The organism is Chryseobacterium metallicongregator, assembly GCF_031324065.1.
GTDB lineage: Bacteria > Bacteroidota > Bacteroidia > Flavobacteriales > Weeksellaceae > Chryseobacterium > Chryseobacterium metallicongregator.
In genome coordinates this window covers 103,900-128,548 of sequence record NZ_JAVIXS010000020.1, presented here as the reverse complement: position 1 = coordinate 128,548, position 24,649 = coordinate 103,900, and the positions used below count along the sequence as shown (strand labels likewise).

At 35.5% G+C, this 24,649-nt stretch carries 30 protein-coding genes; 20 read left to right on the top strand and 10 right to left on the bottom strand.

The annotated features are described in order from the left end of the window. Positions 1 to 243 precede the first annotated feature (243 nt). Positions 244 to 1,290 (bottom strand): 3-dehydroquinate synthase, encoded by a 1,047-nt coding sequence (aroB, locus tag REB14_RS18500; RefSeq protein WP_079241625.1) that lies wholly within the window; start codon positions 1,288 to 1,290, stop codon positions 244 to 246. A gap of 101 nt (positions 1,291 to 1,391) precedes the next feature. Between aroB and REB14_RS18495 the strand changes: the two genes are divergently transcribed. Further along, complete coding sequence (locus REB14_RS18495; protein WP_228411933.1) at positions 1,392 to 2,573, top strand: pseudouridine synthase; 1,182 nt, start codon at positions 1,392 to 1,394, stop codon at positions 2,571 to 2,573. Positions 2,574 to 2,750: 177 nt separating this feature from the next. Here the strand turns inward: REB14_RS18495 and pncA are convergent, their stop codons facing one another. Next, positions 2,751 to 3,356, bottom strand: coding sequence for a bifunctional nicotinamidase/pyrazinamidase (pncA, locus tag REB14_RS18490; protein ID WP_034698270.1), 606 nt, complete (start codon positions 3,354 to 3,356; stop codon positions 2,751 to 2,753). Between the two features lie 215 nt (positions 3,357 to 3,571). Here pncA and REB14_RS18485 point away from each other — a divergent pair, with 215 nt between their 5' ends. From REB14_RS18485 to REB14_RS18465, 5 genes are all read left to right on the top strand, one after another. Beyond that, positions 3,572 to 4,714, top strand: a complete 1,143-nt coding sequence (locus REB14_RS18485; protein WP_034698269.1) for a DEAD/DEAH box helicase — start codon at positions 3,572 to 3,574, stop codon at positions 4,712 to 4,714. A 216-nt stretch (positions 4,715 to 4,930) separates the two neighbouring features. Beyond that, positions 4,931 to 5,467: a YfiT family bacillithiol transferase gene (locus REB14_RS18480; RefSeq protein ID WP_079241626.1), complete on the top strand. Its 537-nt coding sequence runs from the start codon at positions 4,931 to 4,933 to the stop codon at positions 5,465 to 5,467. Continuing rightward, positions 5,461 to 5,922 (top strand): DUF1569 domain-containing protein, encoded by a 462-nt coding sequence (locus tag REB14_RS18475; protein ID WP_309522937.1) that lies wholly within the window; start codon positions 5,461 to 5,463, stop codon positions 5,920 to 5,922. Before REB14_RS18480 ends, REB14_RS18475 begins: the two co-directional genes overlap by 7 nt. Further along, entirely contained in the window at positions 5,919 to 6,299 is a 381-nt protein-coding gene (ytxJ, locus tag REB14_RS18470; protein ID WP_079241627.1) for a bacillithiol system redox-active protein YtxJ, read from the top strand. Before REB14_RS18475 ends, ytxJ begins: the two co-directional genes overlap by 4 nt. Further along, a complete protein-coding gene (locus REB14_RS18465) occupies positions 6,296 to 6,892 on the top strand; it encodes a Crp/Fnr family transcriptional regulator (RefSeq protein ID WP_034698263.1) in 597 nt (198 codons plus the stop codon). Before ytxJ ends, REB14_RS18465 begins: the two co-directional genes overlap by 4 nt. Positions 6,893 to 7,045: 153 nt before the next feature. Here REB14_RS18465 and REB14_RS18460 read toward each other — a convergent pair whose 3' ends face one another. Further along, positions 7,046 to 8,467 carry an aminotransferase-like domain-containing protein gene (locus REB14_RS18460; RefSeq protein ID WP_079241628.1) on the bottom strand — a complete coding sequence of 474 codons (1,422 nt, stop codon included), beginning with the start codon at positions 8,465 to 8,467 and terminating at the stop codon, positions 7,046 to 7,048. 96 nt (positions 8,468 to 8,563) lie between these two features. On the opposite strand from REB14_RS18460, the gene REB14_RS18455 reads away from it, so the two are divergent. The 7 genes from REB14_RS18455 (at position 8,564) to REB14_RS18425 (ending at position 13,059) form a co-directional block, all read left to right on the top strand. Then, positions 8,564 to 9,448: a DMT family transporter gene (locus REB14_RS18455; protein WP_309522936.1), complete on the top strand. Its 885-nt coding sequence runs from the start codon at positions 8,564 to 8,566 to the stop codon at positions 9,446 to 9,448. A gap of 524 nt (positions 9,449 to 9,972) precedes the next feature. Continuing rightward, a complete protein-coding gene (locus REB14_RS18450; RefSeq protein ID WP_079241630.1) occupies positions 9,973 to 10,569 on the top strand; it encodes a Crp/Fnr family transcriptional regulator in 597 nt (198 codons plus the stop codon). A 51-nt stretch (positions 10,570 to 10,620) separates the two neighbouring features. Then, positions 10,621 to 11,235, top strand: a complete 615-nt coding sequence (locus tag REB14_RS18445; RefSeq protein ID WP_309522935.1) for a Crp/Fnr family transcriptional regulator — start codon at positions 10,621 to 10,623, stop codon at positions 11,233 to 11,235. Between the two features lie 175 nt (positions 11,236 to 11,410). Further along, on the top strand, positions 11,411 to 11,629 hold the full coding sequence (locus REB14_RS18440) for a hypothetical protein (protein ID WP_079241631.1): 219 nt from the start codon (positions 11,411 to 11,413) through the stop codon (positions 11,627 to 11,629). A 64-nt stretch (positions 11,630 to 11,693) separates the two neighbouring features. Continuing rightward, on the top strand, positions 11,694 to 11,996 hold the full coding sequence (locus REB14_RS18435; protein WP_145953233.1) for a hypothetical protein: 303 nt from the start codon (positions 11,694 to 11,696) through the stop codon (positions 11,994 to 11,996). 15 nt (positions 11,997 to 12,011) lie between these two features. Continuing rightward, complete coding sequence (locus tag REB14_RS18430; protein ID WP_079241633.1) at positions 12,012 to 12,392, top strand: hypothetical protein; 381 nt, start codon at positions 12,012 to 12,014, stop codon at positions 12,390 to 12,392. Between the two features lie 166 nt (positions 12,393 to 12,558). Next, positions 12,559 to 13,059, top strand: a complete 501-nt coding sequence (locus REB14_RS18425) for a CinA family protein (RefSeq protein ID WP_079241634.1) — start codon at positions 12,559 to 12,561, stop codon at positions 13,057 to 13,059. Between the two features lie 36 nt (positions 13,060 to 13,095). Here the strand turns inward: REB14_RS18425 and REB14_RS18420 are convergent, their stop codons facing one another. Next, positions 13,096 to 13,884 (bottom strand): AraC family transcriptional regulator, encoded by a 789-nt coding sequence (locus REB14_RS18420; RefSeq protein WP_079241635.1) that lies wholly within the window; start codon positions 13,882 to 13,884, stop codon positions 13,096 to 13,098. 117 nt (positions 13,885 to 14,001) lie between these two features. Here REB14_RS18420 and REB14_RS18415 point away from each other — a divergent pair, with 117 nt between their 5' ends. Further along, positions 14,002 to 15,138 (top strand): Atu1372/SO_1960 family protein, encoded by a 1,137-nt coding sequence (locus tag REB14_RS18415; protein WP_425248770.1) that lies wholly within the window; start codon positions 14,002 to 14,004, stop codon positions 15,136 to 15,138. A 156-nt stretch (positions 15,139 to 15,294) separates the two neighbouring features. Here REB14_RS18415 and pdxR read toward each other — a convergent pair whose 3' ends face one another. Continuing rightward, positions 15,295 to 16,746, bottom strand: a complete 1,452-nt coding sequence (gene pdxR, locus REB14_RS18410) for a MocR-like pyridoxine biosynthesis transcription factor PdxR (RefSeq protein WP_309522933.1) — start codon at positions 16,744 to 16,746, stop codon at positions 15,295 to 15,297. A gap of 101 nt (positions 16,747 to 16,847) precedes the next feature. Here pdxR and REB14_RS18405 point away from each other — a divergent pair, with 101 nt between their 5' ends. From REB14_RS18405 to REB14_RS18395, 3 genes are all read left to right on the top strand, one after another. Further along, complete coding sequence (locus REB14_RS18405; protein ID WP_034698222.1) at positions 16,848 to 17,303, top strand: cupin domain-containing protein; 456 nt, start codon at positions 16,848 to 16,850, stop codon at positions 17,301 to 17,303. Between the two features lie 151 nt (positions 17,304 to 17,454). Next, the gene (locus REB14_RS18400) at positions 17,455 to 18,339 is read left to right on the top strand and encodes a dihydrodipicolinate synthase family protein (protein ID WP_309522932.1); all 885 of its coding nucleotides are present in this window, start codon (positions 17,455 to 17,457) and stop codon (positions 18,337 to 18,339) included. A gap of 9 nt (positions 18,340 to 18,348) precedes the next feature. Beyond that, positions 18,349 to 18,582, top strand: a complete 234-nt coding sequence (locus REB14_RS18395) for a thioredoxin domain-containing protein (RefSeq protein ID WP_079241639.1) — start codon at positions 18,349 to 18,351, stop codon at positions 18,580 to 18,582. Between the two features lie 143 nt (positions 18,583 to 18,725). On the opposite strand, the gene REB14_RS18390 is transcribed toward REB14_RS18395, so the two are convergent. Continuing rightward, the gene (locus tag REB14_RS18390) at positions 18,726 to 19,232 is read right to left on the bottom strand and encodes a pyridoxamine 5'-phosphate oxidase family protein (protein ID WP_309522931.1); all 507 of its coding nucleotides are present in this window, start codon (positions 19,230 to 19,232) and stop codon (positions 18,726 to 18,728) included. 313 nt (positions 19,233 to 19,545) lie between these two features. On the opposite strand from REB14_RS18390, the gene REB14_RS18385 reads away from it, so the two are divergent. Then, complete coding sequence (locus REB14_RS18385; RefSeq protein ID WP_309522930.1) at positions 19,546 to 20,343, top strand: helix-turn-helix domain-containing protein; 798 nt, start codon at positions 19,546 to 19,548, stop codon at positions 20,341 to 20,343. A 65-nt stretch (positions 20,344 to 20,408) separates the two neighbouring features. Then, positions 20,409 to 21,362, top strand: a complete 954-nt coding sequence (locus REB14_RS18380) for a nitrilase family protein (RefSeq protein WP_309522929.1) — start codon at positions 20,409 to 20,411, stop codon at positions 21,360 to 21,362. 46 nt (positions 21,363 to 21,408) lie between these two features. On the opposite strand, the gene REB14_RS18375 is transcribed toward REB14_RS18380, so the two are convergent. The 4 genes from REB14_RS18375 to REB14_RS18360 all read right to left on the bottom strand — a co-directional run bounded on the left by REB14_RS18375 (position 21,409) and on the right by REB14_RS18360 (position 23,187). Further along, complete coding sequence (locus REB14_RS18375; RefSeq protein WP_309522928.1) at positions 21,409 to 21,765, bottom strand: rhodanese-like domain-containing protein; 357 nt, start codon at positions 21,763 to 21,765, stop codon at positions 21,409 to 21,411. Then, the gene (locus tag REB14_RS18370) at positions 21,762 to 22,064 is read right to left on the bottom strand and encodes a DUF3817 domain-containing protein (RefSeq protein WP_079241644.1); all 303 of its coding nucleotides are present in this window, start codon (positions 22,062 to 22,064) and stop codon (positions 21,762 to 21,764) included. The genes REB14_RS18375 and REB14_RS18370 overlap by 4 nt, the downstream gene beginning before the upstream one ends. A 2-nt stretch (positions 22,065 to 22,066) precedes the next feature. After that, positions 22,067 to 22,525, bottom strand: a complete 459-nt coding sequence (locus REB14_RS18365) for a hypothetical protein (RefSeq protein WP_309522927.1) — start codon at positions 22,523 to 22,525, stop codon at positions 22,067 to 22,069. 71 nt (positions 22,526 to 22,596) lie between these two features. After that, the gene (locus REB14_RS18360) at positions 22,597 to 23,187 is read right to left on the bottom strand and encodes a TetR/AcrR family transcriptional regulator (RefSeq protein ID WP_079241646.1); all 591 of its coding nucleotides are present in this window, start codon (positions 23,185 to 23,187) and stop codon (positions 22,597 to 22,599) included. A 149-nt stretch (positions 23,188 to 23,336) separates the two neighbouring features. Here REB14_RS18360 and REB14_RS18355 point away from each other — a divergent pair, with 149 nt between their 5' ends. Beyond that, positions 23,337 to 24,554 carry an MFS transporter gene (locus REB14_RS18355; RefSeq protein WP_482155931.1) on the top strand — a complete coding sequence of 406 codons (1,218 nt, stop codon included), beginning with the start codon at positions 23,337 to 23,339 and terminating at the stop codon, positions 24,552 to 24,554. Positions 24,555 to 24,649 lie beyond the last annotated feature (95 nt).

Here is a 24,649-nt window from a genome sequence, read left to right as displayed (position 1 = left end):
TTTAAATTTTACTACTTGTTCAGCTTTTCAGTTGAACGCAGAGTATCTTTCAAATTGCTTGCCAAAAATATTTTTTATGAGTAAAATCAATAAAAAAATCACTTAGTGTTTAAGTGATTTTTTAAATATATTATTGATTATTAATGAATTGCAATTTTAAATAAATGTTTGTTTAGACGTGGTCTAAATTGACAATTTTGTCAAAAATAGGTTTTAAAATGAATTTATTTTTCGAAAAAAACGTTAAGCATCGTTCAATTTTCTATAAAAAGATAAAGATTCAAGGATATTTTCCTGGCTACATTGATGGTCATAGATGCAAGAACCTATTCCCGAAAGCAGAGAGAAATTGATTTTACTGTCTGTATTCTTTTTATCGTTTAGTAATAATGCAGTAATATCTTCATCTTTAAAATCGCTGATATCAAGGTATGGATAATATCTCTGAATGTTTTCAATGATTATTTTTGAATCTTCTTCAGAAATAAGATTTTCAAGATAAGCAAGATGAGCTTCAGCAATCATTCCCATAGCCACAGCTTCACCGTGAAGGATTGGATTTTCCTGCTGCAGACATAAGCTTTCTACTGCGTGTCCTATTGTATGCCCGAAATTAAGTGTTTTTCTAATGTTCTGCTCATGAAAATCCTGATCTACAACGTTCTGCTTAATATTCATAGACGTTTGAATATGTGGAATTACCGTTTCCACTTCCAGTTTACGGATCTGTGTCAGCTGATCCCAATGATTTTTATCAGCAATTAACCCATGTTTCAGCATTTCAGCAAATCCGCTTCTTAATTCTTTAAAAGGCAATGTTTCTAAGAATTTCGGGAAAATAAAGATTTGCTCAGGGAAAGCAAAAGTTCCCACCATATTTTTATAGTGCATCAAATCTATTCCCGTCTTTCCGCCTATAGAAGCATCACACATTGATAAAAGGGTAGTAGGGATGTTAATAAACTGTATTCCTCTTTTATAAGTAGATGCTACAAATCCGCCCATATCCGTAATTACACCGCCACCAAGGTTGATTACCAGTGCTTTTCTGTCTGCCTTCATTTCTGTAAGAATTTCCCAAAGCTGATTGGCTGTCTGGATATTTTTCATTTCCTCTCCCGCTTCAATCTCTAAAATTTCAAAGCCAAGATCCGTTTCCATATTTCCTAAAAGAACAGGAAGGCAGTATTCATGGGTGTTTTCATCTACAAGAATGAAAATTTTACTGAAAGTTTTTTCGTGAAGAAACTCGTTGAGCTGTGAAAAATTATCGTTTAATATTGTTATCATCTTCTATTTTATGTAAAGTTAAAATGTAAACTATAGTGCAAAGTTATGATTCTTAATTTTTAACTCGTAACTAAATTACTATCTTTGCAGAAATTTTTAGAATGAGCAGAGATAATAATAATTCAGACAGACCAAAGAGACCAAGAATTTCAACCAAGAAAAGTTCTGATGATTCTCGTGCTTCCAGATCTGGAAATTCTTCAGGATCAAAACCTTTTAAAAAGCCTTTCTCTAAAGATGGAGGAAAAAAAGGCCCGGAACATAAAGGATCCAACTCAAGATTTGAAAAGAAACCTTTTAAAAGAAATACCGACAGTTTCGAAAATTCCAACGACGATTCAGGATCAAAATCTGAAAGAAAACCTTATATCACGAACAAAAGTGAGAGCTATGAGAAGAAATCTTTTGGAAAACCGAAGAGAGGAGGAAAGAATTTCGATACAAGAGATAAGTACGAAAGAGGCAGCCTGAAATACGGAAGAAGACCATCTAATGGAGAGGACAGAAATGATGACAAAACAAGATCTTTTGTACAGAAAAGAAGACTGAATAAAATTGAAAAAGATGTTCATAAAGACAGCATCCGTCTTAACAAGTATATCGCTAATTCAGGAATCTGCAGCAGAAGAGAAGCTGATGAGCTGATTACTCAGGGGTTGGTAGAAGTCAACGGAAAGGTGGTAACTGAAATGGGATATCAGGTACAAAAAACAGACAGAGTAGTTTTTGATGGACAAAGCATTACCCCTGAAAAACCTGTATATGTACTTTTGAATAAGCCAAAAGGTTATATTTCTACTACAAAGGACGATAAAGCAAGAAAAACTGTAATGGATCTTGTAGCGAATGCTTCTCCTTACAGACTTTTCCCGGTGGGCAGACTGGACCGTTCTACAACAGGAGTTATTTTATTGACCAATGACGGACACATGACTAAGAAATTGACGCATCCATCTTTTGATGCTAAGAAGATTTATCATGTAACATTGGATAAGAAGCTTACTGGTGAAGATTTACGTCTTATTGCAGAAGGTATCCGTCTTGATGAAGGAGTAGCTGTTGTTGATCAGATTTCATATATTGAAGGGAAACCTAAGAATGAAATTGGAATTGAGATCCACATCGGATGGAACCGTGTTATCAGAAGAATTTTCCAAAGATTAGGATACGAAGTAGAATCTTTAGACAGAGTAATGTTTGCAGGATTAACGAAGAAGAATATCAAGAGAGGACACTGGAGAATCCTTACAGAACTGGAAGTGAACAACCTTAAAATGCTTTAAAATAATAATGAATGATAAGTTATAAATGATGAATGACAGATTCAGATTTTTAACTTACTTCACTCTTTCAAAAAGTATCTTTAGGATAAAAAACAAAAAGCGCAGAATTAATTTCTGCGCTTTTTTTATTATATTAGGTCATAAATTTTAAAATTCATAACTCATCATTAAAAAGAATTACCCTAATACAGTTACTCCTTTTTCAATCATTTCATAGATGGCATCTCTACCGTTGTCAGGTTTTACATTGACGGCACGTGTTCCATTGAAATGAAGACAAGTTACATATCCGTTGGCTACTGCATCCTGTGCTGTAAATTTAACACAATAGTCTAATGCCAGGCCTACGATTTCTACCAGCTGTATATCGTGATATTTCAAGAAGTCATCCAAACCGGTTTTCATAAAGTGGTTGTTATCCTGGAAACCGCTGTAGCTGTCAATTTCAATGTTTTTACCTTTCTGTACAATATGGGTTACTTTATCTCTGTTCAGATCTTTATGGAATTCTGCTCCAAAAGTTCCCTGAATACAGTGATCCGGCCACATAAATTGTGGAACTCCATTTAAAATAATACTTTCTCCTACCTTTCTTCCATTGCTGCTTGCAAAACTTTTATGACCTGCAGGATGCCAGTCTTGTGTAAGAACCACCTGATCATATTCATTTTCCTCCATCAGGAGATTGATGTATGGAATAATTTCGCTGGCTCCAGGGACTGCAAGTGCTCCGCCTTCACAAAAATCATTCTGTACATCGACTATTATTAACGCTTTTTTCATATTTTGATTTCTCGAATTTTTGATAAATTTACAAAACTAATCTTCAAAAATTTGTCCAAACCTGAATTATCGGACAAATCGACAACATAAATTTTAAATGCTTATCAATGAAGGGCATGAAAATTAAAATAATTGAAGTTTATCTGCAGCCTATTGTATTTTGAGGCTTACACCAAATATCAATAGCGTATCTTTGCAGGAAATAAGTATTTTTTATGTCATTTGAATCGTTAGGATTATCACACAATATTATTCGTTCTGTCAAAAAATTAGGGTATTTAAAACCGTTCCCAATACAGGAGCAGGCTGTTCCTGTCATTTTACAAGGGAAAGATCTTATGGGAATTGCCCAGACAGGTTCCGGTAAAACAGCGTGTTTTGTGATGCCGATTCTGGAAAAATTACAGAATGCGGAAGTTAAAAAGGACCGTAATGTTCAGGTTTTGATATTGGTTCCAACCCGTGAACTGGCTATTCAGATCGATGAAGTTTGCAGAGCATTCACAGAAAATCTAAAGAGGGAAGTGCGTACGATGGCCGTGTATGGAGGTGTTTCTATCAATCCACAGATGAAGGGAATGTTTGGAGTGGAAGTTTTGATTGCAACTCCGGGGCGTTTGCTGGATTTAATTGACCATAATGCATTGAGTATTTCAGGAATTAAACATTTGGTGATTGATGAAGCTGATAAAATGTTTCAGCTAGGATTTGGTGAAGAGATGAATAAACTTTTTGCTATGATGCCTGTAGCGAAACAAACTACTTTATTTTCGGCAACATTAAATGATAAAGTTGCTGAAATGAAAGAACGTCTTTCCATTAATCCTACGATTATTGAGATTAAAAAAGAAGAAGTAGAAATTGATAATATTGAACAATTAGCCTATCATGTTGCTCCGGAAAATAAAGGTCCTTTTTTAAGATATCTGATCAAAGAAAAGAAAGTAGAAAAGGCTTTGATTTTTGTTTCATCTACAAGATCTGCAGATAATCTGGTAGAGAAACTTAAAAAGAATAAAATAAAAGCAGTGGCTATTCACAGCCAGAAATCTCAGGGAGCGAGAAGAAATAATCTGGAAGAATTTAAAGTAAACGGAGCTCAGATTTTGGTGGCTACAGACTTAATTGGGCGAGGAATCCATATTGAATCTCTGCCATGTGTTATCAATTATGAATTGCCGCGTTCGCCGCTGGATTATATTCACCGTATTGGTAGAACAGGACGTGCCAACGAAAAAGGAACTGCAATCAGTATTCTGACGGATGATGAATTACAGCATTTCAGAGTCATTCAAAAGAAAATGGGTAGAAAAGTAACTCTGCAAAGAACAGAAGGTATTGATTTACATGGATATTAATACTTTATTATAATTACGAAAGGCTTCAGTTTATACAATTGAAGCCTTTTTTAATGAAAAATCGATACCACAAAAATCATTATCGGTATAATTAATGCTTTATTCACTTTATATTCTTGAATTTTTGATAAATTCGCGCAAGCTGATATTCGTCAATTATTATAACAAATAAGAATAATACCAATCGGCAATAATTAAAAAATTAAAACCTGAATAATGATTGATTTAGAGAAAAAAAAGTTTCCAATAGGCCCGTTTGAAGTGCCTGAAAACATTTGTGATATCACATTGGATACTTATATCAAAGTAATCAAAGACTTTCCCGGCCGGCTAAAGAATCTCATTGAACACTTCACAGACGATCAATTGGATACCCCTTACAGAGAAGGAGGCTGGACAGTAAGGCAGCTTGTGAATCATCTTTCTGACAGTCATATGAACAGTTTTATCCGTTTTAAACTGGCGCTGACAGAAGAAAACCCTACCATAAAGCCTTATGACGAAGCGAAATGGGCGGAACTTCAGGACAGTTTTCATATGCCTGTAAAACCGGCCATGAGAATGTTGAAGGGAACACACCAAAGATGGGTGACACTTCTTAAAAGCCTTACCAATAAACAGTTTGAAAGAACTTTTCATCATCCTGAGCATCAAAAGAATTATAATTTAAGAGAAAGCCTTGCTTTATACGTGTGGCACTGTAATCATCATTTTGCTCATATTGAAAATCTGAAGATAGAAAAAGGTTGGTAAGGAAGAGTCTCAATAATCCAATATACTATCAGGAAATTAAAGACAGAATTTCTCTGTTATCTGAAAATTCTCATGGGAAATGGGGAAAGATGAATGTATGTCAAATGCTAAAGCATTGTGATTTAGTTCTTCAGGTGGCTTTGGGAAAGCTCGAACTTCCCCGTATTAATGTCATGTTTGAGGCAGTAGGGATTTTTACTAAAATAGAAATGCATATTTTCAATAATGGAATTCCCAGAAACATGCCTACTTTTCAAAAACTAATCGTTAATTTTGAGTGTGATTTTGATGTATCAAAAACCAATCTGCTGAAAACGCTGGAAGAATTCCGGGAAGTTTGTGAAAAAAACAACCTGCCGGACCGCCACAGATTATTCGGTATAATGACTGAAAAAGACTGGACATTTTTAGAGTACAAACATCTTGATCATCATCTAAAACAATTTAATGTATGAGTTTTTTTGATAAAATATTCGGTGGTAAAAACGAAACCCCTGACCAAAAAACATTCTGGAAAAAGATAGAATCTGAAGAAGACCTTGCCAAAGCAATAGAAGACTCTTTTCAGAATAAAATAGCGATATTCAAACATTCTACAAGCTGTTTCATAAGCAGGACAGTTTTGAAAAACTTTGAAAAAGAAATAGAGAATTCAGACCAGCCGGTGAATGTATACTATCTGGATTTATTGGCACACAGACCTGTTTCTAACAAAATAGCAGCAGATTTTGAAATCAGACACGAAAGTCCGCAACTGATTGTCATAGAGAACGGAAAGCCTGTTAACAATGCTTCACACCAGGATATTTCTTTAAGCCAGATTGTATCATGAAGAATATAAATAATTATTTAGCCAAAGTTTTAAATGTTCCGCTTCAGAATGTGAATACGTGTAGCCTGCACTATGAAGTAAAGAAAATTCCTAAAAATCAGTTTCTTCTTCAGTATGGTGAAATCTGCCGTCATATATTCTTTGTAGAAAAAGGATTGATAAAGATGTATTCTATTGATAAAAACGGAAAGGAACATATTATACAGTTTGCTCCGGAAAGTTGGTTGATTTCTGACCGAAGCAGTCTTTATTTCAATGAGAAATCTATTTATTATATAGAAGCAGTGGAAGATTCTGAAGTTTTGTTTCTTCACCCTGATTTCTTCAACAAACTGGTAGAACAATTTCCGAACAGCATCGAAAGAAGTGATTTTCTTCTTCAGAAACATATCAGAAGTCTTCAAAACAGGATCAACTCTTTATTGGGAGAGACTGCAGAAGAAAGGTATATGAAATTCATCAAAATGTATCCGGATTTACTCCTGAGAGTTCCGCAATGGATGATTGCTTCTTACCTTGGAATTACCCCTGAGAGCCTGAGCCGTGTAAGAAAGGAGCTGGCGAGAAAAAATTTCATCCCGGATAACAAATAGGAAAAGCTGGAAGATGGAAGAAAGGAGGCTTGAAGTTCTGGTGAATATAAAAGAACTTCAAGAGTTATAAGATAGCCTTTACATTATCAATAAGGATTGAGAAAAGTTATTTTTAAAACTATTTTAACTTCAATCTTCCATCCTCCATCCTTCTTACTTTAAATAAATCTTTTTGGCAAGCTGTCCAACCTGTCTGAGTTTTGCCTGTGTATCTTCCGACCATGGAAGCCCTATGCAGAGCCTCATACAGTTTTCAAACTGTTCCTGAAAGGTAAACATTCTTCCGGGAGCGATGCTGATATTCTGTTTGATGGCCAGATCGTATAATTCTGTTGTTCGAACCTTTTGATCAAATTCTACCCATAAAGACAAACCTCCCTGCGGACGGCTGGTTTTTGTACCTTCAGGAAAGAATTCTGCAATGGTCTGTACATAGTTCTGATAATTGAACTGTAATGTTCTGCGAAGCTGCTGAAGATGTTTTTCATATTTTCCGGATTTCAGAAAGTTGGCAACAGCTTCATTTACAATGGAAATAGAAGACGTAGAATGTAGAAGTTTAAGTTTCATGATTTTGTCTTTATATTTCCCCGGAGCAATCCAGCCTACACGATAGCCTGGAGCTAATGTTTTTGAAATAGAGCTGCAATACAGTACATTTCCGTCTTTATCGAAAGATTTACAGCATTTCGGACGACTGGAACCAAAATAAAGGTCTCCATAGACATCATCTTCTATCAACGGAATATTATTTTCAGAAAGTATTTTTACAATTTCTTTTTTGTTTTCATCGGGCATACAGCTTCCCAAAGGTGAATTGAAATTGGGAATCAAAAGGCACAGATCTATTTTAGGAATTAATTTTTTTAAAGCCTCAATTTCTATTCCGGTAGTAGGGTGGGTAGGAAGTTCCAGAACTTTTAATCCTAAACCATTGGCAAGCTGAAGAATTCCTGGGTAACAAGGACTTTCGATAGCAACGGTGTCTCCTGGTTTTCCTAAAGCCATTAAGCAAAAAGAAAGAGCGTTCATTCCACCATTGGTGGTAATCAGGTCATTTTCGCTCAAATTTCCTCCCCATTGTAAGGAACGTACAGCAATCATTCTCCTTAATTTCAGGTTTCCCTGGAGTTCTTCATATTCGGTGCCGCCGTCTTTTAATTCTCTAGTGGCGTTTACAATTTCTTTCTTCAGTTTAGCCTGAGGTAAGAGATCTCCTGATGGGATCCCGATAGAGAAAAAAGTAAGATCTTTTTTACCCATATTTTCATATACCTTACTGATCAGTTCATCCGGTTCATCATTATTGGCGATCAATGATGGGCGGCTTACTTCGGGCAAAGGAAGTTTGGCAGAGAGCAGCTGGCTTACAAAATAACCAGATTGTGGCTTAGATTCTACCAAAGACTGGGATTCCAGTTCCAGAAAAACACGTTTGGCTGTATTCATACTCACCTGATGCTCCTGGCATAGCATTCTCACAGAAGGAAGCTTGTCTCCTGTCTTTAGAATACCACTTCTGATCTGTCCTGCAATGCCGTCTGCAATTTCTGTATATAAAAATTCTTTACTCATAATTTTAAACTGTGCTCATGCAAATATACAAAACTGATACTGTGTTTATCTAATTATCCTTTCTAATTTTGAATATCAATTAAAAGCTTAAATAAAATGATGACAAAACAACTATCAAAAGATGAAAATATAAGTGGTTGGATCAATGGATTTATAGGAGTAGTCTTATTTAGTGGCGGTTTGCCGGCTACTAAATTAGCCGTAATGGAAATGAGTCCTACTTTTGTAACCATAGTTCGTGCAGCGTTTGCAGGCCTTTTGGCGCTTATCGTATTATGGCTGGGGAAAGAAAAACGTCCTGTCAAAAAAGATCTGATTCCATTATTGTTGGTTTCTCTTGGGTGTGTGGTTGGGTTTCCCCTTCTTTCTGCGTTGGCGCTTCAATATCTTACTTCAGCGCATTCTATTGTATTTCTGGGAATGCTCCCTTTGGCAACTGCCGTATTTGGTGTGATGCGTGGCGGAGAAAGACCTCATCCTATATTTTGGTTTTTCTCGATTGTGGGAAGCCTCTTAGTGATTGGCTATGCTGTTTCACAAGGAATATCAGCATCACCTATTGGCGATATTCTGATGCTGCTTGCTGTTATTTTATGTGGGATGGGTTATGCTGAAGGAGCTAAATTATCCAAAACATTAGGAGGATGGCAGGTAATTTCCTGGGCTTTGGTATTGGCACTGCCAGTAATGATTCCTTTATTTTTCATTTATTTTCCGGCTGATATTCAGAATGTCAGCTTTCAGGGATGGTTTGGAATGGCTTATATTTCTCTTTTCAGTATGTTTATTGGTTTTATCTTTTGGTATAAAGGATTGGCACAGGGAGGAATTGCAACTGTTGGCCAGCTACAGTTACTTCAACCTTTCTTTGGCCTGGCCCTGGCTGCCTGGCTTCTTCATGAACAGGTGAGTATGGGTATGCTTGGCGTAACAGTAGGAGTGATATTATGTGTTGCAGGAACTAAGAAATTTGCAAAATAATCAAATATAAAACATTCCTGACTTCAGTTATAAGAAAAATAGGTTCATCATAAATTTCCTTTTGCCTCATCACTACAAAAATAAGGACGAATTTTATTTCCAAAATAAATCCAATCCCTTCCGGTACAATATAGGGTGTGCGGTTTTTTCAAAAAAACTTGTATATATCACAAAAACCCATAACAATAAAATATCAAAAAAATAACAGATTTTCCTGTTGCTACTTCGAAAATCCCGTTTTAATCAAATAAAGCGGGGTTTATTGTTTGGTGTTTTTACATATTGTTGAAATTAAAATTTTTAAAATAAGATATCAAAAAAGCAATTTAATTGTGTTTTTAGTAATGATATTTAATTAATAAATGCAAAAAGATTTAAAGTTGTTGAAATTTTTAACATTTTTTAACTTTAACAATAATAATTAAGGTGCGGTTTTTGCATGCATCTTAGAATCGATTACCAATTAATATTTTTACTAAGACTAGGGAGATAGGAAGAAGAAAACAATTCCAAAAAAAGCTATTATGGTTATCGACGAAAACATTTTGATTTCAGCGGGAGCAGAAACGAGACATTATACCCCTTCAGAAGTAATATTCTTTGAAGGGGACATTCCTAATTATTATTATCAGATTGTTAAAGGAGAAGTAAAGCTCAACAATTATAATGAAGAAGGCAAAGAGTTTATTCAAAATATTTTATCAGACGGGGAAAGCTGTGGAGAATCTATCCTTTTTATAGAAAAACCTTATCCAGTAAATGCAGAAGCTATTACAGAATGTAGTATTCTGAGACTTCATAAATCTGCTTTTTTCAATCTGCTGAATCAATCTCCGGAATTATATATGGAGGTAAACAGTTTTCTTTCAGAACGTCTTTATTATAAATTCATTATGATGCAGAGCCTTTCATCTCAAAATCCTTCTATACGGCTTAGAGGACTAATGGATTATCTTAAAAGTTCTCAAAAAGATCTGAGCCCTTATTCTTTTTTGGTTCCCTTAACGAGACAGCAAATGGCGAGTCTTACAGGGCTTTGTGTGGAAACCGCGATAAGAACGATTAAACACATGGAAAGAGATAAAATTGTGAGAATTGAAAATCGTAAAATTCTATATTAACCTTATTTCAGGCATATTATTTGTTTTTCATTAAAAAAATCCATTGAAATTATGAAAACAATAAGTTGCATGAATATTGATGAAAATCTTTTGTACTCCTATGGCGCAGAAGACAAGATATATAAAAAAAAGGAAGTTGTTTTTAAAGAAGAAGATCATGCGCTTTATTATTTTCAGATTGGTAGCGGAAAGGTGAAGCTTAATAATTATAGTGAAGAAGGAAAAGAGTTTATTCATAATATTTTAGGTAAAAACCAAAGCTTTGGGGAAGCAATGCTTTTTCTTAGTCAGGATTATCCTGTGAATGCAGTTTGTCTTGAAACATCCAGAATTATAAGACTTCCCAAAAATAATTTTCTGGAAATGATCGATAAACATCCTCATCTTTCTCTTGAAATGAATGCCTGTTTTTCACAGGAAATTTATTATAAATTGAAAATGATGCAGAGTCTTGCTTCACTAAATCCTATGCAGAGACTGAAAGGCTTAATGGATTATCTTAAAAGCTATCATGATGAAGACTGTCATCATTGTTTCCATATTGCATTTACACGTCAACAGATTGCTAATCTTACGGGCTTGCGTGTAGAAACAGTAATCAGAAACTTAAAAAAAATGGAAAAAGATGGCATACTGTCTTTAAAAGATCGTAAAATTTTATATTAAATATGATTTTAATGACTCAGATCATAAAAAAGTGAGTTATTCTTATGTACATTTGATAGAGCAGTTTTCAATACCATTCTTAAGATCTTAGCTAAAATGAATATAAAAGTATTCATTTTTGAAATTGCTGTTTAGTGCCAGTTACGGGCTATAATAACCAAACTATATTCATATTATGGCCAATAAAACTACAGAATCCCACAATACCAACCCCGCTATAAGAAAACCGGATGAGAATGAAGGACTTATATTGGAAAATGACATAGAAAAAGCTCTGCTTCACCCATTTTTTGTAAGTGCAATCAACAATATTTATAGTACTGAAAATGAAGACTGGGAACTCACAGATAATACCGAAACATCTGTTAATTTTAATGAAAAGCAGGGAGATTAAAAGGGTACAGTATACTTTATAGCTTGCTGATAACAGGCTTATTTTAACCATGAAATCAAAATGTATGAACTGTCAGAAAATAATAAATACCCTGAAGCACAAAGAATTTATAAAAGTAATTCATCAAGGAGATTGCTTTGAAGATGGAGCAGCGGTTTATGCTAAAGAAATTAAAGAAAATATCTTTCTTTTGTTTATCATCCTGAAAGATATTGATATTGAAAACATACAGGCGCTCATTGCTCATTTTGACTGCTTCGGCAGCATCGGACTGAAAGAACCGGAACAAATCATGTTTTACTTGTCTATTAAAGATAAAAATGACCTTCATTATTTCGAGCAATATTTAAAAGCTTCCCATAACTAATACCATTTTTTGAATATGATATTTGAGAACGACACCTTACGGCATTCCGGGTTGAATGATAAGAATAATATGATAGAGAATGAGTCTCTGTTTCCGCCTATAATTAATTCATACGGAGTGACGGCTTTTCTGATCAAGTCTTTGGAGAAGATCAAAAAGAATGCAACATGTGATGTCCTTAAAGGAACAATAAATACATGCATCGAAGAGTATATTCTTCATATCCGTGAATTTCATTCCCAAAATACATCTGTTACTGCGGGGAGGGAAACAGAAGTAAGGTTTGAATCACTTTCTTTCAGTTTATATGCAAAGACAGCTTATTATAAGGTTTTGAAAGAAGAAGAATATATCAATAGGTTTCTTGATATTCTTGAGAACAGTAAAACAGATTAGGTTTTAGACAGCCTTGTTGAAAATGTCTTTACATTTTAATAATTTATAAAAACACCTTTCACACCATTTACAATACTTAATCATGAAAGCTGCTGTATTCATTTGTTCAGCAGCTTTTTGGTCTCTTTTATGACCGTTTTAAATGAACCTCACAAAATAAAATATTATGGAATTTCAACAGAATCTTCTCAATTATATAAGTCAGTTTCTTGTAGCTGCTGATGAATCTGTTTCAATCGCTGAAAGTGTTACTTCCGGTTGTCTGCAGCTTGCTTTTTCACAGATGCCGGATGCTCCTTTATTCTACAAAGGCGGTATGACAACTTATACACTGCCGGAAAAAGTAAGACTTCTTAAGGTCAGCAGACCTGGACCTGATGATTATGACGGAGCTGCAGAAGCTATTTCTCAGGCTATGGCTCTCAATGTGGCAAAGCTTTTTGAATCAGACTGGTCCATTTCTACAACCGGTTATTGTACTCCAATTATTAATTCAGGTTACAAGGTTTTCGCTTATTTTTCATTTTCTTATAAAGGAGAAATTATTCTTACAAAGAAGCTGGAACTACATCCTAAAACTCAAGCTTTAAATGCTCAGTTATATTATACAGAATTTATTCTGGGATGTTTTAAAAGTGAACTTAATAGGGTGTTAATTCTAAAATAAGTATTGGAATTAAATGATAAGTTCTATCCAAAAATTTTAATTTTTATTCACCTTTGGCTTGGTCTGCATAATCGCAAAATAAGATGATGTGAATGCTGAAAGACTTTGATATCCTACTTTATAAGCTACTTCACTCAAGGTATATTGTTTGGTATCTATCAATTCGATACTCTTTAAAATCCTGGTCAGCTGCAGGTATTTTTGTAAGGTAATTCCTGTTTCATTTTTGAAAATTCTCTGGAGACTTCTCACAGACATTTGTGCTTTTTCGGCTAAAGAATCAATATCCAGATTATATTTAAAATTAGAGTTGATATCATTGCATACAGGAATCAGCCTGGTATCAGTAGGTACAGGAATTTCCAGGCCGCTACTTTCCCTGCAGAAATTAGGAAGACTCTTTAAAATAGCCTTAAAGAAGATATCCTGTTCTTCATTTTCATCCAGGGATTGGTTCCATTTTGAAGCATACAAAAGCATTTCTTTCAAAACAGGGGGAACGGCAAATACCTGAACATTCTGATAAAATTCATCTTCAAAAACAGATTTGAAAAGAAATACCATCAGATTAACGGTTTGTGCCTCTGAAGTAATTTTGTGTGCTTTTTCTGAGGGAATCCAGATGACATGATGTTGCGGGACAAGATAAATTTTCCTGTCAATATGAAAATACTGATACCCTTCTTCCACAAATGTAAGCTGAGCACGGTTATGCCTGTGTTCATAATCATCATGTTTCCAGTTTTTTTCGCACCATACATAAGCTTCTTTTTCTATAGAATCTACAAACTGGCTTTCTGTTTTTTCAATCAGTCCACATTTCATGTTGTCGTTTTATATGTATATTTTGGCAAATTTAATAAAAACGACAGTAGTAATTTTGTATTATCAATGTAATAACTACATGATTTAATTCAAAATATAATCTATATCTTATTCAGAATGAAAAAACTATGTCTTTTTTTTGTTTTAATTTTATTATCTAATAACACCCAAATCATGGCACAAAATAAAGCTAAAATATTGGTTCTTATCCATTCAGACAATGGGGGAACTTACGAACTGGCTAAAGAAATAGCCAAAGGAGTGGAAAGCGAAAATAATGCAGTCCCTTATATCAAATTAGTTAAAGCTTCACAAAATCCAACTCTGAAAAATCTTCCTGTCGCAACAGTAGATGAACTAACCTCTTATGATGGAATTGCTTTTGGTTCACCGGTTTATTTCGGGAATATCAGTACGGGAATGAGTGAATTTTTATCTAAAACCGTTCAGTTATGGACCAATCATGCTTTGGAAGGCGTTCCTGCCACTGTTTTCATGTCAGCGGGAAGTGGAGCAGGAAAGGAGCTTGCTCTTCAGGCCTTCTGGAACAGCCTTGCTGTGCATGGGATGGTATTGGTGTCTAATGGAATTCGTGGGACAGAAGAGCTGAACAAAGCTATTCCACAGGGAAATACTGTTTTAGGAATTACCAGCATGGCTTCTCTGAAAGATGTGGAAAGACCCACCAAAGGAGAACGAAATATTGCTGAACTTCAGGGAAGAAATTTCGCGAAAATAGCATTGGCGTTAAAGAATACTCATCCTAAGAAAACGGTAGTTGCTGCTACAAATCACCTGAATTTCAGTGAAATTCTTAAGCAAAAAAATATTACACTTCCACAGGTTCCAAAACCGGCAGGAAATTATCAGCCGTTTGTCCGTTCGGGAAATCTGGTATTTATCAATCAGGTTGCTTTAAAGGATGGTAAAATTTTCAATCCGGGGAAATTAGGCGTAGAAGTAAATGAGCAACAAGTAAAAGATGCTACAAAAGTAACTATGCTGAACGTTATTTCCGTACTGAATGAAGCGGTGGGTGGAGATTTGAGTAAAGTAAAACAATGTGTTCAGCTTACAGGAATCTTTAATACCAAAGATGATTATACAAAACATGCAGATCTGATGAATGTTGCTTCTGATCTTGCTGTTGAAGTCTTCGGGGAAAAAGGAAAACATGCCAGAGCTACTTTGGGGGCTTCTTCCATTCCTGTGGGTTCTTCCGTAGAGATTCAGGCTGTCTTTGAAGTAGAGTAGTGTTCCATACTCATTTAATAGTTTCTGCCTTATCCAAATTAATAATTTTTTTTTACATAAAAATCTTCCAGATCTGACAGATTACACAAAGCATACAAATCTGTGTAATCTGTAAAATCTGCGAGGGATAAAAACATCCGGTATAATTATTTCCCATTATAATTCAACCTTATCTTTGATCACAAACCTTGAAAAAATCTCAGCAATCAAAGGAATACTTTGTTCCAGCTGTTCTTCGGAAAGTGCTCCATAGCTTAATCTGAATCCATTTACATTATTTTGACTGTATTGCTTAGGATGAATAATCTTAATGTTTTTTTCCAGTAATAAAGTTGTTACCACATTCCAATTCAATTGTACTTTAGGAACAATCCAAAAAGCCAGACCACCTTCGGGTAATGTAAAATCTGCAATATCTTTCATATGTTTCTTTAGCAATTCAAAAACAAAATCTCTTTTGTTCTTATAATGAACGGTTGCTTTTCTGATATGCTTTTTTATGGCACCTTCTTTAATGAGCTGAAGAACTGCCTGTTCCATGATGACATCTCCATGCACATCAATAATCTTTCTCAGATCACCAATTCTTTTCAGCAGTTCCTGATTTTTAGTGGTCAGATAACCAATCCTCAAAGCAGGCGCAACCACCTTACTTAAAGTTCCGATATACACATAATTGTGCAGTTCGGGAAAACTTGAAATCGGGAGAATAGGACGATATCCGAAGTGAAACTCATTATCATAATCATCTTCAATGATGGTCATATTGTACTTATTTGACAACTCAATCAGTTTTAATCTTCTTGAAAGGCTTAGGGTAACTGTTGTAGGATATTGTCTATGAGGAGTACTATATAATGCTTTTATATTCTGATGTTGTTTTAAAAGCTTTTCAACAGCCTCAATATCGATTCCTTCATGATCTACAGGCACGGACAAAAGCTGTGCTCCTGCATATTGAAAGGCTTGCCATGCAGGCTGATAGCCAGGATCTTCTACAATAACAAGATCACCAGCACTTAAAAGACTCTGAGCAGTAAGGAACATGCCCATCTGACTGCCTCGGGTGATAGAAATTTCGTTTTCATGAATATGCATTCCACGCTGATGATTAAGCATCTGAGAGATCATTTTTCTGAATTCCAAATCTCCATGTTCATCTCCATAACCCATCATCTGCCACTTGGCTTTGATGCTGAAAATTTGTCTATAGGCTCTTGCCAGTTCTGTTACAGGTGCAATTTTACTGTCGGGATGGCCATCATCGAAATTAATTAAAATTCCGTTAGGTAGTACCTGCTGATTTTTAGAATCATGTAGTGCATCTGCATTTTTTTCATGCAAGGCAGGGAGCTTTTCCGATACGAAAATGCCTTTTCTTTCTCTTGAAATTACCCATTCTTCATTAATCAGCACCTGATACGCTTCTACAACTGTATTTCTGTTAATTTTCAAAGTCTGTGCAAGATTTCGGCTTCCGGGAAGTGCATCACCTGCTTTTAATCTTCCTGAGCGGATATCAGTGATAATAGTATCCGCAATCTGTAGATAAACTGCTTTATCAAGCTTTTTATCAATTTCTAATTCCAATTTCCAAGGTCTTAACATCTGGACTATCTATTTATGTAAAAACTGAATCATTTAAACAGTCCAAATATAAAATAATTTTGTCATGCAATAAAGCACAAAACCATAATAATTTTAAAATCATGGACAAGAAACAATTCAGTTCTAAAGATTTCCACGAAACTTTTGCAAGACCAAAGTATGTAAAGCCAAGCCATTTGATCCATAAAAATGTAGAAAATGCAGGAGAGCACAACCAGTTTTCAACAGAAAGAAAGCATCCCGTTTTCTTTGTAGATCTTCCGAGTAAGAATGTGAGTATGACGATAGGAGGCTTAACTCCCGGACAGCAGACCAACAGACACCGCCATACTTATGAAACTGTATTATTTGTAATTGAAGGAAAAGGCTGGACAGAAGTAGAAGATGAAAGAGTACATTGGGAAGCTGGTGATGCTGTATATATCCCTTCCTGGGCATGGCATAAACACCAAAATTTAAGTGATACGGAACCTGCCAAATATATCGCCTGTGAAAATGCCCCTCAGTTGCAGAACTTAGGAGTTGCTTTGAGAGAGGAAGAAGGAAGAGATCTCTAATATGAATATTTTAAACCATTAAGGGAAACCGTTATTCTGCTATTTTTGATATCGGATATGATTTTTTTAAGCGAAGCTAGTCTTACTATTCTTAAAAGCTTATTCTCTCCTAATGGTTTAAAAATAATCTTAAACTTTTAAACAAAAAAACATGAAAAATGTGCCATTCAAAGGAATTATAGCTTATCCCATAACTCCTTTTGATAAAAATGAAAAAGTAGATATTCCGCTTTTCAAACATTTGGTAGAGAGGTTGATCACTTCCGGAAGCCATGGTATCGCTCCATTAGGGAGTACAGGAGTAATGCCTTATCTATCTGACGAAGAAAAAGAAGAAGTTACTGAAGCTACTTTACAGCAGGTAAAAGGCAGAATTCCGACGTTGGTAGGAGTTTCCAACCTTACAACAGAAAAAACAATTCGTCATGCTCAGTTCGCAGAAAAAGCCGGGGCAGATGCGGTAATGATTATTCCGATGAGTTACTGGAAGTTGACCGATGATGAAATTGTAGCGCACTATGATGCCGTAGCGCGTAAGATTTCCATTCCGATTATGGCGTACAATAATCCGGCAACAAGTGGAGTAGATATGTCTCCGGCTTTGCTGAAAAGGCTGCTTGAAATTCCCAATGTAACGATGATTAAAGAAAGTACGGGAGACATCCAGAGAATGCATTATCTAAGGAGAGAACTTGGTGAAGAGGTTGCATTCTATAATGGTTCCAATCCTTTGGCTCTGGCTGCATTTTCTGCGGGAGCGAGAGGTTGGTGTACTGCAGCTCCCAATCTCATTCCCGAACTGAATATCGGTCTTTATAATGCAGTGGAGGAAGGAGATCTTGAGAAAGCAAAAACAATTTTCTATCAGCAGTTTGATCTTTTAAAATTTATTGTGAACAAAGGATTACCAAGAGCCGTGAAATCCGGTCTCAATATTCTGGGAGAAGATGGCGGTAATTTACGAAGCCCTTTAAAACCTTTACATGAAAAAGAAACCGAAGAATTAAAAAATATTATTAAAACCCTTATTAATTAGTACAATCATATGAAAAAATCCATTTTTTATCATGCAGGATGCCCTGTATGTATCAGCGCAGAACATGATATCGTCAACCTTATAGGTTTGGAAAATGTTGAGATTATCCATTTAGGTAATGACAAAAACAAAATTGAAGATGCTGAAAAGGCAGGTGTAAAATCTGTACCTGCGTTAGTAACACCCAATGGGAATGTTCTTCATATTAATTTTGGAGCGTCTATGGAAGATGTGAAAAATTAGAGAATCATTAATCTTAATATAAACGGCTCAATTTCTTGAGCCGTTTTTTATCTCTTGCAGATCCCACAGATTACGTGATAATTGGATGCAAATCTGCTTAATTTGCAATATCTGCGAGAGAATTTATTGCTTTTACGAACTTCCTAAATTATTGCATTTCCTTCTACACCATCAGCATTATTAGTTTTATTTCCTGTGATTGCAGAAGCTACAAAACTGAAAAGGCTGACCAGTTTCCCTGCTTTGGTATCCCAATAATAGGTTTCTTTAGGTTCTACACGGATAATGGTAACATTGGGATCATCTTTTCCGTCAAACCAGGCTTTAGCCAGAGGAGACCATTTATCTTCTATCGTCGCTTTATCTTTATAAACAGAAGCTTTTCCGTAAATTGAAAGATATTGGGAATCGCTGTTGTTCATAAAAAACAGTTGTACTCTGCGGTCTTCTTTTATCTCAAAATTTTTGTTGCTGGTACCACTACTGATAAACCATAGATTTCCGTTGTCGTCTGTTTCCTGCAGGGTCATGGGTCTTGAATTGATGGGAGTAGTTTCCAATTCTGTACAAAACATACATATTCTTGCTTTTTCTGACAACTCTTTGATCTTTTTGATCGCTTCGAGGTGGGTAAGATTTTGTGTTGACATACTATACTATTTTAAGTGATTGGTAAGTAGTATAAGATTCAAATACCTGACCAAAAGGGAATAAAGTGTGGTATCTTACATGGATTTCTTTTAGTTTTGTTAGAAATCACGAAGAAGCAGAATAATTTTTAATACTACATAAGGTGCAAGAATTTTATTAATTTTTATCTCTTGCAGATCGCACAGATTTCGCAGATGATTGTGTATATATCGTAATTGGCAAAATCTGCGATAGAATTAAATAACTGATTTTGCATGTCTTAAATTTAGAGATTGTCTTTTTCTGTCAATAAGTTTTCTGTAAATTTGATGGATGCAGATTTCGCCTCCCAAACATCTGGCTCCTTATATCAGACATTATATCTTTTTGGAAAATTCCCAAGATGATATAAAAAGTTTAAGGCTCTTTACGGATGGTAGTTCCGGATTGATACTATCCGGAGACATGAATCTGTATTCCTGTATTTCTGAGGACCGGATGCCACTTTCCTTTTTCTACGGTACTTTAAACGGTTACAGGGATTTCTTTTCAAAAGGTAAGTTTTCTCTTATGGCCATCGTATTTCAACCTTATTTTTTGAATATTCTTTTGAAAACTTCAGCCAAAGAAATTCGCAATCAGATTATCTCCGTGGAAGATGTTTTGAAAAATAAGCTGGAAGTGTTTCAGGAAAAATTGTTTAATAAAGAGAATTCTTTAGCCATAATCAATGATCTGAATATCTTTTTCACCCATTTTTTATCCGAAAAAATGAGTACAGATTATCATTTAATAACAACTACACAACAATATCTTCTTCAAAATAAAGGCTCTGTGTCCTCCAAAGATTTGCAGCATTTTACCGGATATTCTGAACGGCATCTGGAAAGGAAGTTTGAATATCATATGGGAATATCTCCCAAAAAATATGGAAATATTATCCGTCTTCATTACTTTTTAAGCCTTATGAATAATGGGATTGATGATAAAAAAATGACCACACTTTCTTACGAAGCGGGATATTCTGATCAGTCTCATCTTATCAGGGAATTTAAAAATAATATTGGGCTTACTCCTAAACAATATTTACATACAGAAAATAAAATGGCGGTTAATTTTATTGAGCTGTAAATTGATATGGCGGTTTTATACAATTTTTAAGAAGCGACACAGCCTAGTTTTGCTTAAAAAAAAGTATGAATATTAAAATTTCGACGGCACAATTTGAAAACAAAAGTGGTGATAAAGTTTATAACCTATCCGTTATAGAAAAATTAGCTGGAGAGGCAGCATCCAAAGGTTCTCATGTAATTGTTTTCCATGAATGTTCCATTACAGGCTATACTTTTGCCCGAAAACTTTCCAGAGAGCAACTTATTGATATTTCAGAACTTATTCCGGATGGTGAGAGTATTAAAAGACTACAAGAGATTTCTACAAAGCATAATATCACCATACTGGCCGGATTGTTTGAGAAAGATGAACATGATAACATCTTCAAGGCTTATGTTTGTGTAGACAAAACTGGATTAAAAGCAAAGTACAGAAAACTGCATCCTTTCATCAATCCGCATCTTACACCAGGCAATGAGTATTGTGTTTTTGATATTATGGGCTGGAAATGTGGAATTCTCATCTGCTATGATAATAATGTTATTGAAAATGTAAGAGCTACAAGACTTTTGGGTGCAGAAATCATTTTCATGCCCCATGTTACGATGTGTACGCCTTCCACAAGGCCGGGAGCTGGGTTTGTGGATCCTCAGCTTTGGGACAAGAGGCTAGCAGATCCTACATCTTTACGTCTGGAATTTAATGGAATGAAAGGGCGGGACTGGCTGATGAAGTGGCTTCCGTCCAGAGCTTATGATAACGGAGCGTATATTGTTTTTTCAAATCCAATTGGTATGGATGATGACCAGCTTAAAAACGGGTGTTCCATGATTATAGATCCCTTTGGAGATGTGATTGCAGAATGCCACTCGTGGGAAGATAGCTTTGAATCGGCTGTCATTACCTCTGAAAAACTAACTCAGGCAGGAGGGTCTCGCTATATTAAAGCCAGAAGACCTGAATTATACAGGAATATCATTGGGCAGGAACATTCATCAGAGCAAAAAGTAGTTTGGCTTAACAATAATACTCATTAAAAAATTGAATCTCTTCTGTAATAATAGCAGGAGAGATTCATTGCTTTTATGGATGGATAGTTGCCTGCAGGTCGGTCCAGGCACCTCCGTTATAGATATGTTTAAAGCCTCTTTCTTTTAGGATATTTTCGGCTTTTACGCTTCTGAGTCCGTGAGAACACACTATGATGTATGTTCTTTTCGGATCTAATTCTACATACCTTTCTCTGATTGTTCCTAAAGAAATATTCACAGAACCTTCTATATGCCCTGTTTCATATTCCTTTTCCGTTCTTACATCCAAAATGACAGCTCCTTTTTTGAGGAGTTCCGGTAAACCATTATCTAAGGTCTGGAATCGGTAAACCTTGTAGACTACATACAGGATAAGAGCTATTCCACAGAATATAAGAATACTTTTCATAGCTTGCTCAGAATTTTTTTATCAACATAAAAAGTGCCGAACGGAATAAAGCAGGCCAAAATTACTTTCCAGGTTATTTCTTTAAACTTCCATTTCTGTTCTACACCAACGCTCAGTGTGTTGAACAGGAACAAGAGGAATAATGTTCCGTGTACAGGGCCGATGAGTCTTACCAATAAAGGATTTCCCATCCAATACTTCATAGGAACGGCAATGCCTATCAGCGTCAGTAATGAGATCCCTTCTAAAATAGCCAGAATTCTCAGCCGTCCGATTTTTGTTTTAAATAAATCTATCATAATTATCTGAAATAAGGTCTGTTTACAAAAGGAGAAAAAGGCCACGGAATGGCAATGAAAATAATGATCAGTGCTATTGAAAACCAGATCCCCACAGTCTTGAATTTTTCATTATCTGAAGATCTTCTTTTGGCTAAAGCAGAGCCTATTGTAATGATAATAATGGCTATAATCATCAGTGAAATATGAATCATTCCGAAAAACAGATGTTCAAAAGAGTCTTTAGCTTCCTTAAAATTTTTCCAAAAGTATTTGATTACCGGGCTTTTAATATAAAACACCATTCCAATAACCAGTTGGATGTGGGCTATGGTAGCGGTCCAGTGTCTTACTGCATTATCTCTTCCTGTAAATTCTCTGTCAGAATAATATCCTTTGAAAGAGCGGTATACTGCATAAGTCAGGCTTATTAAGACCAGCCATCTGGTGAGTGAATGTAAAAAAGTAAGGGTTTGGTACATGGGTTATTTTTTTAGAACAGGACAAAGGTATAATAAAAACATACTAATTAGTATGTTTTTGAATAAAAAAATTATTGAAGCGTGTTTAAATAAGACTTAAGTCCCTTTAAATAAACAAGATATACTTCTTTTGAATTTTCAACTTTACCCAAATTTCTTACTCCCCAATACCCGGAAATGACAAAAACACTGACTTCTCTTGCGCTGACTTCCTTTTTAATGATTCCTTCCTTTTTACCTTTTTCAATACTTTTAGTAAAAGCTTCTTCCCACTCTTTCGAAAGCTCATGTAAAGCCTGGGTAAAGGCAGTGTGCCATGGTGCCATTTGCTGCACAAAATTCGAAGTAGGGCAGCCGTACTCAACTTTTAGAAAATCATTTTCCATCAGGAGATTATGGATGATCTCGTAAATATTGTCCAGAGGATTTCTGTTGTTTTGGAGGGATTCAATAAAGTTGCGTCTGAAGTTGGGCTTCATCAGTTCGTTGATAATAGCCAGTCCCATCTCATCTTTAGTTTTAAAATGATAGTAAAAAGCTCCTTTCGTCACCTGAGTCGTTGCGATAATTTCATCAATGCTTGTTGTCTGGAAACCTTTTACATAGATTAATTCGAACGCTTTCTGGAGAATAGTAAGTCGGGTTGCTTCTGATTTCTTCATTAAAACTGCTGATTATTGTACAAAGGAACAAATTTTAAACTTAAAATAAAACTATCATTATTCTGATACTTTGATACAATTTAAATAATTTTTATAATACAAATATTCGTCGGAAATTTGCCTTATCAATATCAACAAATTATAAGACAATGAATTTTCAAAAAGAAATAGAAATCAATACTGCAACGCAGATGGTTAAAAAAGGTCTTCCTGCAGCTTTATGGGCATTAACAATAAGTGCCTTCGGAATAGGAACTACTGAATTTGTAATTGTAGGACTGCTGCCCACCGTAGCATCTGATCTCGGGATTACCATTCCGTCAGCGGGATTATTGGTAAGTCTTTATGCGATAGGAGTAGCTATCGGAGCACCGATATTAACGGCATTAACAGGGAAAGTACCACGTAAAATACTTTTGGTTTCCATTATGATGCTATTTGTTATTGGAAACGGACTGGCGTCTATAGCTCCCAGCTTTATAACATTAATTCTGGCAAGAATACTTACGGGATTGGCCCATGGAATTTATTTTTCCATAGGTTCTACCATTGCAGCTTCGCTAGTCCCTGAAGAGAAGAGAGCCACAGCCATTTCTATTATGTTTGCCGGACTTACTCTTGCGATTGTAACAGGAGTTCCTCTGGGAACATTTATAGGACAGCATTTCGGATGGAGAGCAACTTTCATAGGGGTTTCAATCCTTGGAATCATTGGGTTAGTAGCCAGTTTATTATTGGTTCCCAATACGCTAAAAAATGGGAAAACAGCTTCATTAAAAAGCCAGTTTAAGGTATTGGGAAATAAACGTCTGATTTTTGCCTTTTTAATGACTGCGATGGGGTATGGAGGGACGTTTGTCGTGTTTACTTATCTGTCACCTATTTTACAGAAAATTACAGGATTTCAGGAATCTACGGTCACTTTTATCCTTTTGGTTTATGGAATTGCCATTGCTTTAGGAAACCTGATTGGTGGGAAAGTAGCGAATAAAAATCCTCTGAAAGCCCTTCTATGGATGTTTGCCGCACAGGGATTGGTATTGCTAGCGTTTTATTTCACGGTAAGCAGTCCGGTTTTAAGCATCATTACCCTTTTTCTTTTAGGAGCTTTATCATTTGCTTCTGTTCCGGGACTTCAGCTATTGGTGGTACAAATTGCTGAAAAAGAACTTCCGGGAACCGAAGACGTTGCTTCAGGGATCAATATTGCAGCCTTTAATATGGGGATTGCAATCGGATCTTATGCAGGAGGAATGATTGTGACTTCTTCTCTAGGGCTGGAAAGTACACCCTGGATCGGAGCTTTGTTCCTGCTGGTAACAGTTTTGATTACAGCATACAGCATCCGCTTAAGTAAGAAAAATTAAGATTTCACGAATCGTTTTTATCAGACTGATAAGCATAATACAAACAAGGATGTTAGAGGCATGTAAATGAAGAGGGAATCAATACATTGATCATG

Bases quoted from the DNA above. Each gene is read 5' to 3' on its own strand.
- REB14_RS18370 (WP_079241644.1), bottom strand. From the start codon at position 22,064: ATGATAGATTTATTTAAAACAAAAATCGGACGGCTGAGAATTCTGGCT.
- REB14_RS18460 (WP_079241628.1), bottom strand. From the start codon at position 8,467: ATGAGTAAAGAATTTTTATATACAGAAATTGCAGACGGCATTGCAGGA.
- REB14_RS18425 (WP_079241634.1), top strand. From the start codon at position 12,559: ATGGAATTTCAACAGAATCTTCTCAATTATATAAGTCAGTTTCTTGTA.
- REB14_RS18395 (WP_079241639.1), top strand. From the start codon at position 18,349: ATGAAAAAATCCATTTTTTATCATGCAGGATGCCCTGTATGTATCAGC.
- REB14_RS18375 (WP_309522928.1), bottom strand. From the start codon at position 21,765: ATGAAAAGTATTCTTATATTCTGTGGAATAGCTCTTATCCTGTATGTA.
- REB14_RS18480 (WP_079241626.1), top strand. From the start codon at position 4,931: ATGATTGATTTAGAGAAAAAAAAGTTTCCAATAGGCCCGTTTGAAGTG.
- REB14_RS18445 (WP_309522935.1), top strand. From the start codon at position 10,621: ATGAAAACAATAAGTTGCATGAATATTGATGAAAATCTTTTGTACTCC.
- REB14_RS18485 (WP_034698269.1), top strand. From the start codon at position 3,572: ATGTCATTTGAATCGTTAGGATTATCACACAATATTATTCGTTCTGTC.
- REB14_RS18415 (WP_425248770.1), top strand. From the start codon at position 14,002: ATGAAAAAACTATGTCTTTTTTTTGTTTTAATTTTATTATCTAATAAC.
- REB14_RS18405 (WP_034698222.1), top strand. From the start codon at position 16,848: ATGGACAAGAAACAATTCAGTTCTAAAGATTTCCACGAAACTTTTGCA.
- REB14_RS18385 (WP_309522930.1), top strand. From the start codon at position 19,546: ATGCAGATTTCGCCTCCCAAACATCTGGCTCCTTATATCAGACATTAT.
- REB14_RS18455 (WP_309522936.1), top strand. From the start codon at position 8,564: ATGATGACAAAACAACTATCAAAAGATGAAAATATAAGTGGTTGGATC.
- REB14_RS18420 (WP_079241635.1), bottom strand. From the start codon at position 13,884: ATGAAATGTGGACTGATTGAAAAAACAGAAAGCCAGTTTGTAGATTCT.
- aroB (WP_079241625.1), bottom strand. From the start codon at position 1,290: ATGATAACAATATTAAACGATAATTTTTCACAGCTCAACGAGTTTCTT.
- REB14_RS18390 (WP_309522931.1), bottom strand. From the start codon at position 19,232: ATGTCAACACAAAATCTTACCCACCTCGAAGCGATCAAAAAGATCAAA.
- REB14_RS18450 (WP_079241630.1), top strand. From the start codon at position 9,973: ATGGTTATCGACGAAAACATTTTGATTTCAGCGGGAGCAGAAACGAGA.
- REB14_RS18465 (WP_034698263.1), top strand. From the start codon at position 6,296: ATGAAGAATATAAATAATTATTTAGCCAAAGTTTTAAATGTTCCGCTT.
- pdxR (WP_309522933.1), bottom strand. From the start codon at position 16,746: ATGTTAAGACCTTGGAAATTGGAATTAGAAATTGATAAAAAGCTTGAT.
- REB14_RS18440 (WP_079241631.1), top strand. From the start codon at position 11,411: ATGGCCAATAAAACTACAGAATCCCACAATACCAACCCCGCTATAAGA.
- REB14_RS18355 (WP_482155931.1), top strand. From the start codon at position 23,337: ATGAATTTTCAAAAAGAAATAGAAATCAATACTGCAACGCAGATGGTT.
- pncA (WP_034698270.1), bottom strand. From the start codon at position 3,356: ATGAAAAAAGCGTTAATAATAGTCGATGTACAGAATGATTTTTGTGAA.
- REB14_RS18430 (WP_079241633.1), top strand. From the start codon at position 12,012: ATGATATTTGAGAACGACACCTTACGGCATTCCGGGTTGAATGATAAG.
- REB14_RS18435 (WP_145953233.1), top strand. From the start codon at position 11,694: ATGAACTGTCAGAAAATAATAAATACCCTGAAGCACAAAGAATTTATA.
- REB14_RS18360 (WP_079241646.1), bottom strand. From the start codon at position 23,187: ATGAAGAAATCAGAAGCAACCCGACTTACTATTCTCCAGAAAGCGTTC.
- REB14_RS18495 (WP_228411933.1), top strand. From the start codon at position 1,392: ATGAGCAGAGATAATAATAATTCAGACAGACCAAAGAGACCAAGAATT.
- REB14_RS18365 (WP_309522927.1), bottom strand. From the start codon at position 22,525: ATGTACCAAACCCTTACTTTTTTACATTCACTCACCAGATGGCTGGTC.
- ytxJ (WP_079241627.1), top strand. From the start codon at position 5,919: ATGAGTTTTTTTGATAAAATATTCGGTGGTAAAAACGAAACCCCTGAC.
- REB14_RS18380 (WP_309522929.1), top strand. From the start codon at position 20,409: ATGAATATTAAAATTTCGACGGCACAATTTGAAAACAAAAGTGGTGAT.
- REB14_RS18400 (WP_309522932.1), top strand. From the start codon at position 17,455: ATGAAAAATGTGCCATTCAAAGGAATTATAGCTTATCCCATAACTCCT.